Source organism: Streptomyces caniferus, assembly GCF_009811555.1.
In the GTDB taxonomy this organism is placed as follows: domain Bacteria; phylum Actinomycetota; class Actinomycetes; order Streptomycetales; family Streptomycetaceae; genus Streptomyces; species Streptomyces caniferus.
Window position 1 is genome coordinate 837,932 of sequence record NZ_BLIN01000003.1, and the last position, 19,215, is coordinate 857,146.

The 19,215-nt window shown below is 72.5% G+C and carries 15 protein-coding genes; 5 read left to right on the top strand and 10 right to left on the bottom strand.

Features of this window, described 5'->3' with window-relative positions; all coding sequences use genetic code 11:
* Positions 1-37: 37 nt before the first annotated feature.
* From Scani_RS12365 to Scani_RS12410, 10 genes are all read right to left on the bottom strand, one after another.
* Positions 38-871, bottom strand: a complete 834-nt coding sequence (locus tag Scani_RS12365; protein ID WP_159473764.1) for an aldo/keto reductase — start codon at positions 869-871, stop codon at positions 38-40.
* Between the two features lie 159 nt (positions 872-1,030).
* The gene (locus tag Scani_RS12370; protein WP_159473767.1) at positions 1,031-2,908 is read right to left on the bottom strand and encodes a GMC family oxidoreductase; all 1,878 of its coding nucleotides are present in this window, start codon (positions 2,906-2,908) and stop codon (positions 1,031-1,033) included.
* Positions 2,905-4,323 (bottom strand): tocopherol cyclase family protein, encoded by a 1,419-nt coding sequence (locus Scani_RS12375; RefSeq protein WP_159473770.1) that lies wholly within the window; start codon positions 4,321-4,323, stop codon positions 2,905-2,907. The genes Scani_RS12370 and Scani_RS12375 overlap by 4 nt, the downstream gene beginning before the upstream one ends.
* Positions 4,320-5,006 (bottom strand): FadR/GntR family transcriptional regulator, encoded by a 687-nt coding sequence (locus Scani_RS12380; protein ID WP_159473772.1) that lies wholly within the window; start codon positions 5,004-5,006, stop codon positions 4,320-4,322. The genes Scani_RS12375 and Scani_RS12380 overlap by 4 nt, the downstream gene beginning before the upstream one ends.
* Positions 5,007-5,287: 281 nt before the next feature.
* Entirely contained in the window at positions 5,288-5,662 is a 375-nt protein-coding gene (locus Scani_RS12385) for a DUF2267 domain-containing protein (RefSeq protein ID WP_159473775.1), read from the bottom strand.
* Positions 5,663-5,838: 176 nt separating this feature from the next.
* A complete protein-coding gene (locus Scani_RS12390) occupies positions 5,839-6,804 on the bottom strand; it encodes an SDR family NAD(P)-dependent oxidoreductase (RefSeq protein WP_159473778.1) in 966 nt (321 codons plus the stop codon).
* 158 nt (positions 6,805-6,962) lie between these two features.
* A complete protein-coding gene (locus Scani_RS12395) occupies positions 6,963-7,637 on the bottom strand; it encodes a DUF5825 family protein (protein ID WP_159473781.1) in 675 nt (224 codons plus the stop codon).
* Positions 7,638-7,665: 28 nt separating this feature from the next.
* A complete protein-coding gene (locus Scani_RS12400) occupies positions 7,666-9,594 on the bottom strand; it encodes a RiPP maturation radical SAM C-methyltransferase (RefSeq protein ID WP_159473784.1) in 1,929 nt (642 codons plus the stop codon).
* A 268-nt stretch (positions 9,595-9,862) separates the two neighbouring features.
* Positions 9,863-11,713 (bottom strand): S9 family peptidase, encoded by a 1,851-nt coding sequence (locus Scani_RS12405; RefSeq protein ID WP_159473787.1) that lies wholly within the window; start codon positions 11,711-11,713, stop codon positions 9,863-9,865.
* Positions 11,710-12,981, bottom strand: coding sequence for an MFS transporter (locus Scani_RS12410; RefSeq protein WP_159473790.1), 1,272 nt, complete (start codon positions 12,979-12,981; stop codon positions 11,710-11,712). The genes Scani_RS12405 and Scani_RS12410 overlap by 4 nt, the downstream gene beginning before the upstream one ends.
* 751 nt (positions 12,982-13,732) lie before the next feature.
* On the opposite strand from Scani_RS12410, the gene Scani_RS12415 reads away from it, so the two are divergent.
* The 5 genes from Scani_RS12415 (at position 13,733) to Scani_RS12435 (ending at position 18,945) form a co-directional block, all read left to right on the top strand.
* A complete protein-coding gene (locus Scani_RS12415; RefSeq protein ID WP_246295725.1) occupies positions 13,733-14,413 on the top strand; it encodes a hypothetical protein in 681 nt (226 codons plus the stop codon).
* A gap of 148 nt (positions 14,414-14,561) precedes the next feature.
* Positions 14,562-16,292, top strand: a complete 1,731-nt coding sequence (locus Scani_RS12420; RefSeq protein ID WP_159473792.1) for an IPT/TIG domain-containing protein — start codon at positions 14,562-14,564, stop codon at positions 16,290-16,292.
* 750 nt (positions 16,293-17,042) lie between these two features.
* Positions 17,043-17,816: an IPT/TIG domain-containing protein gene (locus Scani_RS12425; RefSeq protein WP_246295878.1), complete on the top strand. Its 774-nt coding sequence runs from the start codon at positions 17,043-17,045 to the stop codon at positions 17,814-17,816.
* 143 nt (positions 17,817-17,959) lie between these two features.
* The gene (locus Scani_RS12430) at positions 17,960-18,439 is read left to right on the top strand and encodes an IPT/TIG domain-containing protein (protein WP_246295880.1); all 480 of its coding nucleotides are present in this window, start codon (positions 17,960-17,962) and stop codon (positions 18,437-18,439) included.
* Positions 18,440-18,702: 263 nt separating this feature from the next.
* Positions 18,703-18,945, top strand: a complete 243-nt coding sequence (locus Scani_RS12435) for a hypothetical protein (protein ID WP_261801869.1) — start codon at positions 18,703-18,705, stop codon at positions 18,943-18,945.
* The last annotated feature ends 270 nt before the right edge of the window (positions 18,946-19,215 follow it).

Consider the following 19,215-nt stretch of genomic DNA (forward strand, 5'->3'; position numbering starts at 1 on the left):
GGCACGGGCCGCCGCACAGACCACGTCACCGGCCCGGTCACAGGATGTCGAGGGGCTGCTTGCGGGACGGGGGCGGGAAGGCCTCGTCGAGGAGGCGGAGGTCGTCGTCCGTGAGGTGCAGGCCGAGGGCCGCATGGTTCTCTTCGACGTGGGCCGTACTGCCCGCCTTGGGGATGGCGATGACGTCGTCCCGGCGCAGCACCCAGGCGAGCGCCACCTGAGCAGGCGTCCAGCCGCGCGCGGAGGCCAGGGAGGTCAGCGCCTCGTGGCCGAGGAGCCGGCCCTGTTCCACGGGTGAGTAGGCCATGACCGGGACGGCGAGTTCCCGGCAGCGGGGAAAGAGGTCGTGCTCCGGGCCGCGGCGGGTGAGGTTGTAGAGCACCTGATCGGTCTGCGGGAGGGCGCCTTCGGGCAGGTCGGCGAGGTCGTCGACGTCGAAATTGCTCACTCCCCAGGAGCCGATGCTGCCCTGCGCCACCAGTGATTCCAGGGCCTCGACGGTCTCGTCGAGCGGGACGCTGCCCCGCCAGTGCAGCAGGTAGAGATCGATCCGGTCGGTTCTGAGCCGGCGCAGGCTCGCCCGGCAGGCGTCGAGGGTGCCTCGCCGGTCGGCGTGGAAGGGCAGCACCTTGCTCACGACGAACGCTTCGTCCCTGCGGCCGTGCATCGCCTCGCCGACCAGTTCCTCGGCGGCGCCGTTTCCGTACATCTCCGCCGTGTCGATCACGCTCAGCCCCAGGTCCAGGCCCCGCCGGAGGGCGGCGATCTCCTCGGCGCGCCGTGCGGGGTCGTTCCCCATGTGCCAGGTGCCCTGCCCGAGAGCGGGCACCTGCACACCGGAAGGAAACGTCACTGTGCGAGTGCGGGTCATCGTGTGCTCCTTCTCCGTCCTCGACGGACCGTCGCGATCACGTGGACGCCATGATCGCAGCCCGGTGTGCGAGGCGTGCTCCCCCGGGAGGGAATCGCCGCTCGACCTTTCCCGGCCGCCGAGCGGCGGAAGCCCACGCGATCACCGGGGCGGCCCCGTTCAGCCCACCGCCACCACCGCCCGCTCCGCAACGCCCAGGGCCGCGGCCATGATGCTCACCTGCGGGTTCACCTCGGGACAGCTGGGCAGCAGCGAGCCGTCGGCGATCAGAACTCCGCGCACGCCGCGCAGGCGGCCCTCCCCGTCGGCGGGGCAGCGCTGGGAATCCGCCCCGGCGGCCACGGTTCCGGTGGGGTGGAAGGCCGAGAGATGGAGGCTGCGGGCGCTCATCCCGTCCAGCAGGGCGGTCAGCTCGGGCAGGGAGCGGGCGCGCGGTGCGGTGGGAATGCCGGTCAGCACCTCGCGGGCACCGGCGGCGAAGAGCAGTTCGCCCATGGCGCGTACCGCGGTCATCAGACGGCCCGCGTCACGGGGATCGAGGTCGTAGCGGAGCAGGGTGTGGTCCCGGCCCAGGACCCGGCCCGAGGGGCGGTCGGCGATCATGGCGCCGAGTGTCGCCAGCCGGTCGGCGGCGTCCACCTCACGGCGCAGTTCACGGCCCACGCCCGGCAGTACGAAGCTGCCCATGCCCGGTGGGGTGGCGGTGGCCTCGATGAGGATGCCGCCGCTGTGCAGTTCCTCGACGCCGACGCTCTGCAGCACCCCCTCCCAGGCCGTCACCGGCTCGGCGAAGCGGCCCGCCACGCTGGTCGCCGGATGGACGCTGAGATTGCGGCCCAGCCGGGGGTGGCCGCCGAGCCCGGAGCGGCGCAGCAGCGGCGGCGACTGCAGCGCGCCTGCCGCGACCACCACCAACGGGCTCAGGATCTCCAGTTCGCCGCCGCCCGGACGCTCGACGGTCACCCCTGCCGCCCGCGGACCACCGGGCCGGTCGGCGTCCACCAGAATGCGCCGCACCCGTGCCCCGGTGACGATCCGGGCTCCGGCGGCGCAGGCGTCGGGCAGCACCGAGCGCTGCACACTCTGCTTGGCGCCGGTGGGGCAGCCCACGACGCACTGGCAGGAGCCTTTGCAGCCCAGGGCGTTGCGGCGCAGCGGCGCGGCCCGCCAGCCGAGCCGCTCGGCCCCGGCGAGGGTGAGCAGTCCGTTGTTGCCGATCACGTCGAGGGGCTGGGTGGCCACGCCCAGGGTGCGCTCCGCCTCGTCGAGGTGCGCCCCGAAGCCGTCGGCGAGGCCGAGCCCGAAGGTGGTGCGCCAGTGGTCCAGCACATGGTCCGGGGTGCGGTAGCAGGTACCGGAGTTGACGAGGGTGGTCCCGCCCACGGCCCGGCCCGTGGGCAGCAGCAGCGGGGGACGGCCGGCCGCGACGGTGGCGCCGCCGTCGCGGTAGAGCGCCGCGAACCGTTCCAGGGGCGTGCGGCGTCCGAAGGATGCGGTGGTGTGGTGGTCCCCTTCCTCCAGGACGACGGTGCGCAGTCCGGCGCGGGCCAGGACGCGCGCCGCCATGGCTCCGCCGGCGCCGGAACCGATCACCACCGCGTCCGCGGTGCTCCGTGCGGGCCAGTCCGTGGCGGGTGTGCAGTCCAGCGGCGGGTCGGACGGCGGCGCGAGGGCGAGCGGGCCCGCTGGTGACCTACCGGTGCCGTGTGCCGCGCGGGTCCGGTCCGCGAGCATCCGCTCCGTGCCGGCGGCCAGCAGCACCGGAACCTTCACCAGGTCGAACAGCGGGGCCAGGCGCGGCCGGGCGGCCAGCGCCGTCATCAGTTCGTCCCGCTCCTCCGGGGCGAGGGCGGCGAGCGGGCGGCCCGTGCGGGCCAGCGCATAGGCGTCGACGGCACGGGCCGCGGCGCGCACCCCGGCGCGAACGGGTGCGGGCATCGAGGCCAGCAGGTCGTCGAGGCGTCGGGGCACCCTGGCGGGCCAGGGTGTGCTGCCGTCGTCGGCGAGGAGGGCCGCGACGAATCCGGCGGTGCTCATCGCTCGCCCACCTCCGCGTGCGCGGTCCCTTCGAGGAGCCACTCCTCCTCCGTGCGCCAGCGGCCCCACCAGCGTTCGAGGCGGACGACGGCGTCGGCGGTCTCGCTGTTGCGGCAGACGGCCGGACTGCCGTCGGGGTCCGCGTAGTCGAGCGGCAGGGTGCGCTCGGCGGGAAGGCTCACCTCGACCCGGATGCGGCGCAGCCCGGCGCGGCCGGTGACGCTCCAGTCCGGATGTCCGAGGGCGGCGCGGAAGCGGCCGAGTCCGGCCCAGCCGAACGCGGCCCGCTCCGCCCGCCGGGGCCAGGTGCGGCCGCCGCGGCGCAGCCGCAGGAAGACCAGGGGCGGCAGCCGGCGCAGCCCCGGTCGCGTCGAGACGGCGGCGACGATCTCCAGCACCTCGCCGTTGCCGAGATCCGCGTGCAACCAGGCCCAGCGGTGTGCGTTGCCGTGGCCGTAGATGCGGGCGGAGGCGCCGGGCGCGCCGTGCAGGGTCAGCTTTTCGCCCCCGTAGGTGACCGTGCCGTCGTAGGTGGCACGGGCGGCGGGGAGGATCTGCGCGGCGGGCAGCAGGGGGCGGCGCCAGGACCAGCGCGGGAAGGTGAACAGCGGTGCGTCCTCGGGTCGTTCGGTCAGCTCCCAGCGGAAGTCGCCGGCGGCTCCTTCGAGGTGCCCGGGACGGGCGGTGATGCCGTCCGCACGGAAGCCGTCCTGACCGCCGCGCCAGGGTTCGGGGCCGAAGCGCGTATGCCGCACGGCGTCCTGCGGACCGTCGGGGGCGGGCTCGGGGAAGACGGCGGCCCAGCCGTGCACGAAGGCCGGTGAACCGTCGGTCGGCGCGACCAGTTCGTGGTGCAGCCACAGCCCGCGGCCGGTCGCCGGGTCGGTGACGGTGGTGTACCAGACCTCGGTGCGGCCGCGTTCCCCGTGCCAGCGCGGCGCCAGGTGGCTGCTGCCGTTCTCGTGGCGGGGAAAGCGGACACTGCCCAGGAAGGGGGCCAGGCCGGTGGCCAGGGGGAAGCGCAGGGTGCCGGTGCCGATGCGGTCCTCCCCGTCGTAGAGCGTGCAGGGCAGCACCGTCATCGAGCGGACGGGACGGCGTGGCGAGACGGACTTCCAGCCGTCCAGGGTCAGGCGGCGTCCCTGGACGGTGAAGGCCAGCCGGTAGCGGATACGGCGCCGGGCGAGCGGCGAGATCTCCATCTCGCCCGTGACGTACGGGTCGTCGGCCCATCCGGCGATGCGCAGGCGACCGCTCACCCGGGCCACGGTCGTCCCGAGCGGCCGGAGTACGTGCGGCGCCGTCACCCGCAGGTCGAGCCGGGCCCGCCGGGTCGCGTCCTCGCCGTCGAGCCGGGCGCTGCCGAGCATGGTCTCGGTGAACGCCGTCCCGCGGGCGCTGTGGCCGCCGCTCATGCCAGCTCCTCCAGCATGATCCGCTCGGTGGCGGTCAGATAGGTCTCGGCAGCGGATCGCGCGGTGTCCCGCTCGCCCGCCACCACCGCCTCGACCACCGGCGCCAGCCGGGCATGTGCGGCCTCCGGGTCGGTGAAGGGCCGTACCAGCGCGGAGCGGACCGGCAGATAGGCGTGGAAGAGGGTGTTGGTCAGCAGCACGTAGACGCGGTTGCCGGTGGCGCGGGCCAGCGCGCGGTGCACCTCGATGTCCGCCAGCTGTACGGCGTCGCCGCCCTCGGCCGTGCGTACCGCCGCGAGCAGTTCGCGCAGCTCGTCGCGCTGTGCGGCGTCCGACCGGGTGGCGGCCCGCTCGGCGATCAACGCGCCGATGCTGCGCCGCACTTCGAAGATCTCACCGATCCAGTCCGGGCTGTGCCGTACCAGCATCGGCAGCAGATCGGCGCCGCCGAGGCGCAGGTAGTCGCGCACCCGGGTGCCCACGCCGTGCCGGGTCTCCAGCAGACCGGCCTGGAGGAGACGGCCGTAGGCGTGCTTGAGGGTGGTGCGGTTGACGCCGTACCGCTCGGCCAGCCGGCGCTCGGTGGGCAGATAGCCACCGGCGGGATAGCGGCCGGTCAGGATCTCCTCCCGCAGCCGGTTCTCCAGGACGTCCACGACGGTCTCACGGGGCAGCGTCTCCACGTTTTCCCTCCCAGGGCAGCGGTTGCCGGCGCACCACCCGGCCAGGGCTGAGTGAATCAGTGGCTGAGTGGATGATCCACTGCACCATCAGACGTCGGCCCCGTCAAGCCCTGTCACTGTCGCTGGTGTCCGTCGCACTGCTTCGTGGGCGTCATCCGCCGATGGCCGCCACCGCAGCCCGAGTTGCCCCTCCACCCGCCCGGACCGGCCGGCCCACCGGCCTCCTCATCCGCCGCCGCACACCCCCGACGAGGGAGAACGGACCCGTCGGCCGGGCCCCGTCAGCCGGTCTCCACCAGCGGCGCGTACTCCTTGCCGAGCTGCGACATGGCGTGGTCGAACTCCTTCTGCGAGATGACCTCGTGGAGCGTGCCGAGCACCGCCCGTACCCCGCGGGTGGCTTCCGACTTGGTCAGGCCGGTGTGCTCGCGCACCCTGCGGACCGACTCGTCGGGCCCGAAGATCACCATGCTGCCCCGCCCCCGCTGGAGTGATTCGCGCAGGGGCTCGGGAAGTTCGAGGGCCAGATCGCGGGCTTCGCCGTCGCTCAGACGAAGGGCGAGCGTCTCGAGGGTGGCGCGGGTGAGATCGGCCGCTTCCTGCCGCGAGAATCCCGTGCGATGCGCCACTGCCTGGAAGAACTCCTTCTCGTCCATGCGAGCCTCCACATCGGAATCGAGGAACGGGCGAGGGAGGCAACCTCTCCCACCACCTTGCCACGCCCGCATCCCGCGTGCGAGGCACCGCAGGGCGCATCACGGGGAAGGCGGATCACCCGCCCCTTGCGGAACACCCACTGTGACCACCCGACCACCGGCCGCGGCAGCGGGTCTCAGGCCTCGGAGGCCGGGTCGACGCCGGTCAGGTCGTGGCAGGCGGCCCACAGGCGCGCCGCGGTCGCGGTGTCGGCCAGGTGGTCCCAGAGGGGTTCCGCCCTGGGCCGGCCGCGGAGCCCGAACACCCGCGGTCCCCACATCTGGCCACCCCGCACGTCCGGGTCGAGCACGGCCCGGACGGCCGGCCACGCACCGGCCTCCTTGCCCTGCACGAGAAGGCCGAGCGGCAGGCCGCGCAGCCGCTCGCCGGTGGTCCGCTCGCTCACCGGCGGACGCGAGGGAGTCAGGGAGTCGAGCGCGCCGCCGGGATGGACGACCACGCTCCGCGTCGTGCTCCCGGCGGCGCGCAGGCGGCGGTCGAGTTCGAAGCCGAAGAGCATCTGGGCCAGCTTCGACCGCCCGTAGGTGCGCTTGGGCCGGTAGTCGTGCGTGCTCTGGAGGTCGTCGAGGTCGAGGCGTTCGGTCTTGGCGGCGAAGCTGCCGGTGGTGACGATGCGGCTGCCCGGCGTGGCCAGGAGCAGCGGAGCCAGTCGGCCGGTCAGCACGAAGTGCCCGAGGTGGTTGGTGGCGAACATCAACTCGTGGCCGTCCCCGGTCTCCCGGCGCGGCGGATCGTCGAGCGCCACCCCCGCGTTGTGGACCACCGCGTCGAGACGGTCCAGCCCGAGCGCGTCCACGGACGTCTTGAGGGAGGCGAGATCGGCCAGGTCCAGCCGCAGATGCCGCACCCGGGCGCCGGGGACATGGGAGCGGATCGAGGCGAGGGCGGCTTCGGCCTTCGTCGCGTCGCGGCTGCCGAGCACGACCGTGGCCCCGGTGCCGGCGAGCTGTTCGGCGACGAAATACCCGATGCCCGCGTTGCCGCCGGTGACCAGGAAGCTCCTGCCCTCGGCGCGGGGAAGACGGTGCACGTCCCACGGCTGGGGCTGGGTCCGGGGCTGGGGCTGGGGTACGGAGGACATCACGGGCTCCTAGCGCTCGAGGTGATCGGGCGGCGCCGGGGATCGCGTTGTCACGACGGGCGCCGCCCACACCTCACGGTCCCAGCGGGCGCCGACACCCTGCCGACACCCCACCGACACCCCGCTGTTCGCCACCGACGGCCGGCCGTCGTCGGCCCTCAGATGGCCATGGCCTCCTGGATCCACCGGTTCACCCGGTACGGCAGCCACCACAGCAGCGGCCCGGTGCGGGAGATCAGGCGCTCCTCCAGGAAGTCGGCGGCGACGGCCTCGGGCACGGCCGACAGCGGTGCGCCGTACGACAGTTGGCTGATCGCCTTCCGGTAGTCGGGCTCGTCCGCGGTGAAGCGGCGCAGGTGGCCCCATCGGCGGTCGCGGATCTGGACGAAGCCGGGACCCTCGCGCCACAGGCATTTGCAGAGGTAGTGCTCGTTGCGCCACTGGGAAAGGGCAGCCGCCTCGTCGACGGGGCCGGTGAGGGTCCGGGGCGGCTGGAGGTGGCTGAGCTCGCGCCAGCCGTCGCCGGGCTCCGCGGGCAGGCGCAGCCGCCACTGGACCAGCACGGCGCGTGCCGTCAGATCACGGATCAGGCACAGCCGCCGGACCGCGTGCGCGGCGGCTTCGGGGTCGGCGACGTCCGTCAGGTCGATCTCCTCGGCGATCCGGACGCGCCGCACCCCCAGCTCCCACAGCCGGGCGGCGTACTCCTCCGGGGGTCCGGTCAGGTCGAGTTCGCCCAGGCTCATGCCGGGCAGGGTGCAGGCGTCCTCGTCGTAGTCCCGCCATGCGGCGAGCATCAGCGCCCGGGGGGCGGGGGTGGTGGTGCGGGTCATGGGTGTCTCCTCGTGGGCCGGGCGGCGCTCAGGCGTGGACGACGTCGCGGGGTGCCTGCGGCGTCTCCTGCGGGGCGGGGGCGGCGTGACGGTGGCGCATGAAGTCGAGCCGCAGCAGGTCCTCGTTGACGGCCGCCGGGGCGAGGTGGACGTACTGGCCGCCGTCGGTGAAGACCAGCCCGAGCGTCACCCAGTGCTGGAGGAGGGCGTGCACCTCGGCCTCGTCGACCGGATGCTCCGGCAGGCGCGCGGCGAGCTTGCGGGTCAGCGCGGCAGGGGCGTGCGGCTGGTCGAGGAGCCGGAAGGCCGCGGTCTCCAGGGGCGTGGTGAGCTCCATGGCGCCCCAGTCGAAGGCGTGCCGGCGGCTGACGCACACGATGCGGTCGCCGAGGTCGGCGTGGGTGAGCCTGCTGTCCGTGTGGTGTTTGCGCCAGGCGGCGAGGGCGTCGTTGAGGGAGGTGACGGTGGGTTCGCCGATGCCGCGTTCGGGTGCCTCGAAGACGTAGGCCAGCTCGTACAGTTCGGACTCGGGCAGGTCGTAGGTGAAGCGGTAGTGCTCCTCGGGCCGCAGACCGGTGAAGCCGAGTTCGGGCCGGTTGAAGTACGGGCTGAAGCGTTCGATGGCGATACGGGCGGAGAGGTCGACCGGCGGGTCGAGGTGTTCCAGGGCGGGCAACTGGGCGATGACCGGCTCGTAGTCGGCGGCGGTCTCGCCGGGGAAGCCGTGGAGGTAGTTCCAGGAGACGGAGAGTCCGGTCTCGGCTCCGTCGCGGAGCATACGCACGTTCTGGCAGCCGCTCACGCCCTTGTCCATCAGGTCGAGCACCCGGCTGTTCAGGCTCTCGATGCCCGGCTGGACGTAGATCATCCCCGCGTCGGCGAGGGTGCGCAGCTGGGCGCGGCGCATATTCGCCTTGATCTCGATGTGCAGGCGCAGGTCGTAGCCGCTCTCGATGATGCGGGGCAGGACGGTGTTGAGGTAGCCCATGTCGAGGATGTTGTCGACGACGTACATGTCCAGCACCCGATGGCGGCGCGCCAGGTCCATGATCTCTTCGTAGAAGACGTCGGGGCTCTTGCTGCGGAACTGCATGAAGGAGCCGTTGAGGCCGCAGAAGGTGCAGTGGTGCTTCTCCCCCCACCAGCAGCCGCGGGCGCCCTCGACGACGAGCTTGGGCTCCACCCAGTTGCGGGCGACGGAGGACGCCAGCCGCTCGAAGTAGCCGCTGTAGTCGGGCGGCAGGATGGTGGCGGGAGGCAGCGGGCTGGTGCTCATCGGGTTGGCGGTGCTGGTGCCGTCGGGGGTGCGGTGGCACAGCCCGGGGACGGCGGACAGGTCGCCGCCCTCGTCGAGGGCGGTGAGCAGCTGGGGAAAGGCGGCTTCGCCCTCGCCGCGGACCACGAAGTCGAGGAAGGGGAAGTTGCGGTGGCCCGCCGCGCCCTGTTCGGCATCGCAGTTGGCGCCGCCCATGACGGTCTTGATGTGCGGGGCGAGGCGTTTGACGTACTTGGCGGCGGCGAGCGCGGCGGTGTTCTGCTGGAAGGTGGAGGTGAAGCCGACGACGTCGGGGCCGGCCGCGACGATCCGCTCGGCGGTCTCCCGGACGAACTCCGGTACCACGCGGTGCAGTTCCTCGGACATCCGGATGCGTTCGTCCCGCAGCTTGCCGCGCATCGAGGCGCGGAACTCCGGCACCCGCCACTCGGGCTCGTCGTAGAGGGCGGAGGAGAAGACCCAGTCGCCGCATCCCATGAAGTACGAGGAGAGCGCATAGAACTGGTAGTCGTCCGCGGTGAACTCGGTGCGCCGGGTGATCCAGTCGGTGAATTCCAGGTTGGCGTGCAGGACATCGGCATGGCCGGAGGTGCGCTCGTCGACACTGCGTCGCAGGATTCCGAGGGCGAGGGACGGGAGGTCGATCGGGGACCAGGGCATGTTGACCAGCAGGACGCGCATGTCGGCTCCTCGTAGGCGGCGGGGTGGGAGGGGAGGCGGCCGGCGGCCGGCCGGTGACGTGCGGAGGGTCCGGCCGGCCCGGTGGTGCACCGGGCCGGCCGGGGAGGGTCAGTCCTCCTCGGTGTCCTCGGCGTTGCGGAACGGCACGGTCACCGTGATGCCGATGCCCGGCTTGCGGTTCTCCTCGTCACCCGCGAGCGGGTCGTTGTGGATGATGTCCTTCTGCATGGCTGTGTCTCCTGTTCTGCCGGTGTTTCGGGAACGGATCTCACATTCCGGGGGGCGCCGGACGGGCCGGTGCTCCCCAGGACCCCGTCCGCCGGGGGACGGGGGGTTCGGTGGGCCGCGGAGTGCGGCGCAGGTGCCGGCCGAGGAAGCCCATGGCGCGCTGCAGGGCCGCCACGTGGTGAGTGCCGGTGTAACCGTCGTGGCCGGTGTCCAGCCACAGGGACTCGTGCGCGACGCCGGCCTCCCGCAGGGCGGCCAAGTAGCTGCGGACCTGGCCGGGCGGGCATTTGACGTCGCGGGTGGCGGCGATCACCAGCAGCGGGGCGCGGACATCGGCCGCGTAGTGGAGCGGCGAGCTGCGCGCGTAGCGTCCGGGCACGGCGTCGGGGGTGCCGCCGAACAGCCGCTCGTCCAGGGCCCTCAGCGCGGGGGTGCCGGTACGGTGCGCGGCGGCGCAGTCGGCGACCGGTTTGACGGCGACGCCGGCCTGCCAGAGGTCCGGCCGGGTGCCGAGGGCGAGCAGGGCCAGGTAGCCGCCCCAGGAGGTGCCCCACAGGCCGATCGCATCCTCGCGGGCCAGACCGCGGCGGAGCAGGTCGGTCCGGACCGCGACGAGGTCGGCGACCTGGGTGAGCCCGACGCCCTCGCCGTAGGCGGCGCGCCAGCCGGGGCCGTAGCCGGTGGAGCCGCGGTAGTTGACCCGGGCGACCGCGAACCCGGAGGCGACCAGGGAGTGCACCTGCGGGTCGTAGGCGTCGCGGTCGTGGTCGGCGGGGCCGCCGTGCACCAGGAACACCAGCGGCGGCGGCCCGTCCGGGGCCGTGTCCGGTTCGCTGAGCAGGGTGTGCACGGGCCCGTCCGGGCCGGGGGTCCACAGGTCGCGGTGCCGGCCGGGTGCGGGGGCGGGCAGGACGGGGAGGGCCGGCAGCCGGGTGCCGGCGGTGGAGCGCATGCGCGGCGGGGTGGCCGTGTCGGTCCAGAGGTAGTGCACGTCGTCGCCGGGGTGCGGGGCGGCGTCGAGCAGGGTGCCGGGCGGGCAGGGCACCGGGGTCAGGGTGCGCCGGTCGAGGTCGGCCGTGGTGAGGGCGGAGCGGCCGTGGCGGTCCTGGCGGATGAGGACCCGTCGCCCTTCGGGGTACCAGCGCGCGGTGATCTCGGTGTCGAAGCGGCACCAGTTCAGCGGACGCAGTCCGGTGCCGGGCCGCCAACTGGCCAGTCGGTAGCGGTCGTCGTCCTCCTGGACCAGCAGCAGTTCGCTGGCCGACAGGGACGGCGCGAAGCCGAGCGCCCACAGCCGGCCGCTCCGCCCCGAGAGCCGGTCGAGAACCTCCCCCGAGCAGGTCACGAGGGTGACCGCACGGTCGGATCCAGCCGCCCCCGACAGCGCCAGCAGCCCGCCCGACGGCGAGATCCCGGTCAGCAGCGCGGGGCCGTCGACGGTGCGCACCTGCCGGGCCGGTCCGCCCGGTGTGCCGAGGTGGACGGTCATCGAGCGGCCCTCCCCGAGGCCGAGGGCCACGGTGCCGGCGTCGCTGACGGCGAGACCGCACGGGAGGCCGGGGCGCAGGCCGGTCAGACCGGGGTGCCGCGGTCCGCCCCCGAAGTCCTGGAAGTACCAGAGCCCGAGGCCGCTACGGTCCTCGTCGAACCACCACACCCGGGCGTCCGCGTCGAGCGCGCAGTGCACCGTGCCGTCCGGGCTGTCGGTGACCTGACGGGCGGTGCCGGTGGCGGCGTTCCAGGTGAAGATCTCGCAGCGGCCGTCGGCGTCCGCGGCCAGCGCCATGCGCGCCGGGTCGCGCGGGCAGACCTCGGGCAGCGCGGGCCGGTAGACCCGGAAGCCGGTGCCGGGGGGCGGCGGTGCGGCGGTGCCTGCCGCGGTCGCGCTCATCCGGTCTCCTCCTCGGTGCCGCGGGTGCGGCGCGGTGCCACACAGGTCACGTACAGCGCGAGCACGGCCAGCAGCACCGCGCAGCCCGCGAAGGTCGCCCCGGCTCCGGCCCGGTCGGCGAACAGCCCGGCGAGGGCCGGGGACAGGGCCGCCGCCGCGCCCGACGCGGTGGCCAGGACGGTGCCGGTACGGGCCTGCAGCGCGGGTGGGGTGAGCTGGATGATCCGGGCCTGCAGCGCCACGGTGGCCGAGGGCGTCAGGAAGCAGAGGAGCCCGAAGAGCAGCCCGAACTGCCAGGCGTCGCGGGCCACCGCCAGGGCCACGGCGGGCGGCACCAGCAGCCAGGACACCGGCACCAGCACGCTCGCCGCGGCGTGCCGACGGGCCAGTCGGGGCGCGGCCAGCGCTCCCGCCAGCCCGGCCGCCCCGGCCAGCGCGAGGACCAGGCCCAGGGGAGCCGCGCTCCGGCCGTGGTCCTGGAGCGCGAAGACCGTCGTGTAATACAGCGCGACGAGCAGGGCGTTGACGGCCGAGATCCAGACGAGGGCCAGCCGCAGGAAGGGTTCCCGGCGGAGCAGCGTCACGCCTGCCCCGGCTTCGGCGAACAGGGCCCGCCAGGCCCGCCGCGGTGTGCCGGCCGGCGGCCGCTGCTCCGGCCGCGGAGCCAGATCGGAGCGCATGGCCCGGACGCCGCCCGCCGCGACGGCGTACGACAGGGCGTCCACGAGGAACGGCAGCCAGGCGCCGACGGCGAAGAGCAGCCCGCCCAGCGCGGGCCCGACGACCAGGGCGCCCCGCTCCCCCGCCTGTAATCGGGACAGCACCCGCCGGTGCTCCTCCGGGGGACACACGAACGCCAGGGTGCCCAGCGACGCCGCTTCGTAGCAGGCGCTCGCGCACCGCTCGACGAGTACGGCGGCGAGGAGCACGGCCAACGGCACCGGACCCGCCGCGACGGCCACGGTGACCCCGGTCATGGCCCCGGCGGACACCACCGCGGCGCCCACCATCACCTGCTTGCGGGCCCCACGGTCGGCGGGCACCGCGGCGAGCGGGCCGAGGACCAGCGTGGCGGCCGCGGAGAGCCCGGCGACGGCCCCGACCTCGGCCGGGGAACGGCCGAGGCTCAAGAGCAACAGCGGCAGCACGAATCCGGCGGTCTGGCTGCCGAGCGCGTCACAGGTGCCCGCCCACCAGAACAGCCGGACGTCGCGGCGGGCGTACGGCAGGGGGGCGGCGGATGCCGCGGCCGGGGCGGAGTGCGTCATCAGGGACGACCCGCGACCGGTCTCGCGGTGGAGCGGGTGGCACCACCGGACGGGTCGCCTGCCGGGTCGTTCACGGGGAGGGTCACCGGACGGGTGACCGGGAGGTTCGTCAGACGTCTGGCCGGACGGTCCTGCGATGTCCCCGTCCCCTGGGATAACTCCGACGGTAAGTCGTGCGGTAAGCCCTGCGATAAGCCCTCGGTGCGCGGGGTCGCTGATCGCCGTTCCATGCGAAGCCACCTCAACGTCGTGGGCAGATCGTGAAGATCGCCACACCAATAGGTCAACTTGCGGAGGAAATGTGCCAGAAGCGTGCTGGAGCTTAACCAGCCAGTGACACAGGCCACAAGATGTCGGGCGGTGAACAACTTCGACCGCATTCACACGCCCGGTTTCCTCCCTCATGAACGAGATGACCGGGTATCGCGGCCCGGTCCCGCACTGTCCACTACGGCCCACCGCCGCTCATCGAACGCACCCGACCACACGACGCGCACGCGCCCGGCTGTACGGGTGACTTCCGCCGGCATTCCTTGCGCGAGGGTCACCCGGGTGGGTTACTGGCCGTACCTACCAGGTGGGCCGCCCATCCCTCCGCTGGGAGATGCGGCGGTCGGCTCATCGGTGTGTCCATCGGTGTGTTGCTTCGGCTTCCACAGGCATGGCGTCGCCCGACGGAGGGGTTCTACCAGTCGGCACCCTCAGGGGTGTTGGCCGGCGGAGACGGCTCAACCACGTCCGAGGAGGCGTAGTGCGAGCCCTTCCTGTTCTGCGAACGCTGGTGGCGGCGGCCGTCGTTCCGCTGACGCTGGCCTCCGCTCCCGGCGCCCACGCGGCATCGCCGGTTCTGGTGACGTGTGGTGAATCGGCGTTGGTCGACGCGGTCAACACGGCCAACGCGGCCGGCGGCGGCAGCCTGATTCTCGCCCCCCTGTGCACGTACACCCTCACCAGCGCCCACAGTCCGGGGGGAGCCGGACAAGCACCGGGGTTGCCGAACACCACCACCTCGATCGCCATGGCCGGCCTGGGCACGCAGATCGTCCGGGCGCCGGGCGCACCGGCCTTCAGGATCTTCGAGGCCGACGGGCCGTCCCACGTCCCGGGCGCCAACGGCCAGTTGTCCCTCACCTCGGTATCGGTCGGCGGTGGTGACGCCGGCCTCGGTGTGGGAGGGGGGATCGCCAACCTCGGCGGCAATGTCGCCCTCACCGGCAGCACGGTCCGCGACAACAAGGCGTCCTACGGGGGCGGCATCTACACCGATGGCGCACTGACGCTCACCGGCAGCACCGTCACCGCGAACACCGCCGGTGTCAACGGCGGCGGCATCTTCACCAACGCCGGCACGGTGACCTTGATCGGCGGTCTGGTGGTCGGCAACAGCCCGAGCAACTGCGGTGCCCTGCCGCCCGTTGCCGCCGCCTGCTGACGACGGCCCGCCCCGGCATCGCCGTCACAAAGAACCGGGCCGCCCGCCTCCGCGCCCCCACCGCGGAGCGCGCGGCGGCCCACCCTCGCCCCGGCCGAGCCCCGTCAGCCGGGCGCGACCGATTCCACGGCAAGAGAAGGAGGGCACCATGGCTCCGGCAGGGACCAGCGCCGACCCCACCCAGGGCGCTCCGGCGGGGGCACCTCCGTCACCCCTCCGTGCCGGCGATGCGCCGGGTCTCGCGGACGTCATGGACACCGGTGAGCCGCTGGTGACCGAGATCCCGGTGGGGCACGCCCCCCTCTGGGCGGCGATCACCCCGGACGGCCGGCACGTCTATGTGACCAACTTCGGTACCAGCAGCATCAGCGTCATCGACACCGCCACCCGCACCGTCATCACCACGATCGCCGTGACCAACGGACCATGGGAGATCGTGATCACCCCGGACGGGCTGCGCGCCTACGTGGCCTGTTTCGGGACCGACAGCGTGGCGGTCATCGACACCGCCACCCACTCCGTCACCAGCACCATCCCGGGGCTGAACAAGCCCCTCGGCCTGACGGTGACGCCCGACGGCTCCCGGCTCTACGCGGCCAGCCTGGGCGGGGACCGGGTGGATGTGATCAGCACGGCCACCGACACCCTCATCGCCTCGGTACCGCTGAGCAGCGGTCCGCGCGGTGTGGCGGTCACTCCCGACGGGTCGCAGGTCTATGTCACCGAGGAGGGCGCGAACACGGTCGAGGTCATCGACACCGCCGGCCACACCGTCATCGCGACCATCGAAGGGTTCCTCTTCCCCCGGGGAGTGGCGGTCTCGCCCGACGGACAGCGCGCCTACGTGTCGGAGTACGGCGGCAACAGGCTGGGCGTCATCGACACGGTCACGCACTCCGTGGCGTCCACCCTCACCGGGCTGCCCATCCCCCTCGGCGTGGCGGTCGGCCACAACGGGCTGCTGGCGTACGTCACCTGCGACGGCGATGACACCGTCGCCGTGATCGACCTCGTCAGAAACGAGGTCATCGATACGGTGCCGGGCTTCCACGCGCCGGCCTGGCTGGTGATCACGCCGGACGACCTCGAGGTCTACGTGGTCAACAACGGCAATGAGACGGTGAGCGTGCTGAGCGCGCCGGGCGGTGGGTACCCCAACGTGGGGCCCATGTCGGGCGGAACGCCGGTGACCCTCATCGGGGAGGGACTGCGCAACACCACCGCCGTCCGCTTCGGATGCCGTCCGGCCGCGTCCTTCACGATCGTCAACGACCGGGAGATCCGCACCGTTTCACCGCTCCTCGTCAGCGACGTCAGCGTCGATGTCACCCTCGGACAGCGCACCAGCCGGACCGTCGGCCGGTTCTACTACCTCCCCGACTCCGTGCTGACCCGGATCAGCCCGAGGTCGGGCCCGTTGGCCGGGGGCGGCACGCTGACGGTGACCGGCCGGGGCCTGATCACCACCACCTCGGTGCACTTCGGCGAGGTGGCCGTCACCCCCTCGTCCGTCCTGGACGACCAGGTCACCGTGACGGTGCCGCCCACGCAGACGGCCGGCCCCGTGCCGGTCACCGTGGTCACGCGGAGCAACTCGTACGGGCGGGCCACCTACACCTACGTGGGGCCGCCCCGGATCACCTCCGTGCTCCCCTCCACCGGCTCGACGTCGGGCGGCGACCCGGTCCTGATCGAGGGCGCCGAGCTCGCGTTCACCCAGTCGGTGACGATCGGCGGGGTCGCGGCCGCCTTCGGGATCATCTCCCCCACCCGGATCGCCGCCGTCACGCCTCCCGCGGACGCCCCCGGCCCGGCAACTGTCGTCGTGACGACCACGGGCGGCACCGCCACGGCACCCGGGGCCTTCGTCTACGCCTGACCGCCGGCCGCATACCCGCTTGGTCATCCTTCTGGTCTCGCAGCGGACCATGCATCGGGACGCCGGCTCGGGCCTTTCCCTCTCCTTTTCAGGAACCGCCGTCAAAGGTGGCCCGCAAGTCCCTCCGTTCGCGCGGACAGCGAGAATTCCCGGGCCGACGGCGCCTTTCTCATGCCTTCGCCGCCTTCGCTGCCTCCACCGCCTGCGCTGCCCCCGCTGCCCCCGCGCAGAGCGCACAACCAGCGCTCGGCCGTCGCAGCCGACGCCGATTCGCACCGCCCTGAGCTGCCGACCACCGTGAGCCGGGCCGGGATCAGACACCCTTCCTGACGAGTGCGCATGCCGTCAGCCGACCGACAGGCGAAGTCATCTCCCCCTTCTTTCAAGCCTCTTGACGCCGGATCGCACCGCAGCCGCCGGGGCGCGCGACGACGACCGGAATCGAAGAGCGAATTCTTAGCCTATTCACCTACCAACCCCTCGATGCCCCAGTTCCACCTATCGCCTCCTTCACCCCTTGGCTTTAATCGGACGAGCGAGATTGACGGCGCCCGCGATATGGCGCCGCGTCGCTTCATTGAGGACGACCCGCCCAGGCGCCCTGAGGCAACGGTCTCCGCCATCCCCTTCCCGCCCCACGGGGGACATCCATTGCGTTTGCGGGCCGCGTCAGTCAACCGCCTGCTCCTGCGCACCCCAACAGAGCGGCACGTTCGAAGGAGAAAGATCACGGCAACAATCACGTCGTTGGTGGACACAACGACCACCACCAATCAGGGCAAAACCGGGGACACCGTCCAGATCAACGGCACCGCGCTGGCCACCACCACGAGGGTCAACTTCGGTTCGGCGTCGGTCACCCCGACAGGCGTCACCGCCACCCAGGTCACCTTCGTGGTGCCCAGTACCGCACCGTGCTCCGGCCAGGTCTCCGTCAGCGTCACCAGCAGCACCGGCGCCATCAGCGACGCGCTGCCGTTCTTCGTCATCGCCTCGCCGACCACGACAGGGCTGAGCGTCACCTGCGTATCGGCCGCCACGGGTGGCTCGGTGACGCTGTTCGGCACCAACTTCCTCTCCGGTACGCAGGTCGGGCTGGGCACCGTCGGCAACGTGGCGGTCACCCCCACCCAGCCGAGCCAGGTCACCTTCACCGCACCGGCCAACCCGGGCCAGGTCGGTACGGTGTCGACCCAGCCGGTGACCATCACCGCCGGCGGGGTCAGCCCCTCGGGCACCACCCTGATCGACTACTGCCTCGCGCCGGCCATCACCTCGGTGCTTCCCACCTCGGGGACGGCGGGGGACCAGATCACCGTCAACGGAACCGGTTTCGTCGGCGTCGATCCCGTCACCTTCACCGACAGCGCCGCCGCCACCGCCACCGCCACCGCGGTCTTCACCCCCGTGAGCGACACCCAACTCGTCGCCACGGTGCCCGGCGGACTCGCCACCGGCGCCGGGAGCATCACGGTCCACACCTGCGGCGGCAACTCCAACGCCCAGGCCTTCACCGTCACCTGATCCTCGGGGACGACCGGGGCCGACACCACGGCCACCATGTCGCCGTCCGTCCGCAGCGCAGGGCGCGGGCGGCCGGCGGCACCAGTAATCCCCTGCCGTACTTCTATCTCGCCGCGCCGACCCTCAGCGATCTGTCCCCGCACCTGGGCCCGGACACCGGAGGCAACACCGTCACCGTCTTCGGCACCAATCTGACGCTCACCAACGCCGTGAACTTCGGTGCGAGTCCGGCCACTTCCCTGGTCGTGGTCTCCGACAACCAACTGACCGTGACCGCTCCGGCCGGGGTCGGCACGGTCGTCGTCACCGTCACCACACCGGGCGGGACCAGCACGGCGGCCACCGGGAATCCGTACTACACCTATCTCGGGGCGCCCGTCCTGACCAGCCTCCCCCCCTCCCACGGTGCTGATGTCGGGGGCGACGCCATCGTGCTGGGCGGCAGCAACCTCACCTACACCGATGCGGTGACCTTCGGCGGGGTACCGGCCTCGTTCGCCGCGATCTCCGACACCCAGGTCGTCGCGACCTCCCCGGCCGGGGCGCCCGGCACGGTGAATGTCGTGGCGCACACCCCGGCCGGGAACAGCAACGCCCTGCCCTTTGTCTACGACCCGTCCTAGGCCGTGTTGCCAAAGGAAGCTGGTGAGCCGGGTGCACCCGGGACTTCGCCGTCGAGCAGCGCCATTCCCAGTACGGGCCACGCCTCCCGCCTGCGACGGTGCAGCCGCGTGGTGTCCATCTCGCTGCGTAAACTGTTGGCTCGTGTGCCTGTCTGTGATGTCAACGTGCACATTGACGGTTTCCCGTTCTACCGAAGGACTGAGCCGTGCCCGACCGACCTGAGATTGTCTGCATCTGCGGCTCTGCTCGGTTCGTGGACGAGATGCGTGCGGCGAACCGTGATCTGACCTTCGCAGGTGTCATCGTCGTCGCGCCAGGCGAAGCAGACGAGTTGATCACCAACGAGCAGAAGACCGCGCTGGACGCCCTCCACCTGCGCAAGATCGACCTGGCTGACCGGGTTCTGGTCGTCAACCCCGGCGGGTATATCGGCGAGTCCACGAGCAGGGAGATCGCATATGCCCACGCCACCGGCAAGCCGATCTCCTTCACCGATCTCGTCTGACCAGTAGACGCTTCGTGGTGCGCGCGGGCAACGGGGCTCAGTCAGCCTCGGAGCGTGTTGCAGGCCGGGGTCTGGGCGCGCGTCCTCGATCAGGTCCAGGCGACGGCTCACCAGGGCGGCGACGTCGACTGGATCGCGCCGAGCGACTCCACGATCGTGCGTGGCCACCAGCACGGCGCGACCTTGCCCAGGGACTCAGGGGGCACGGTCGAACTACAAGAAGTTCGGAGATGAACCCGCTGATCACGTGATCGGCCGCTCCCGTGGCGG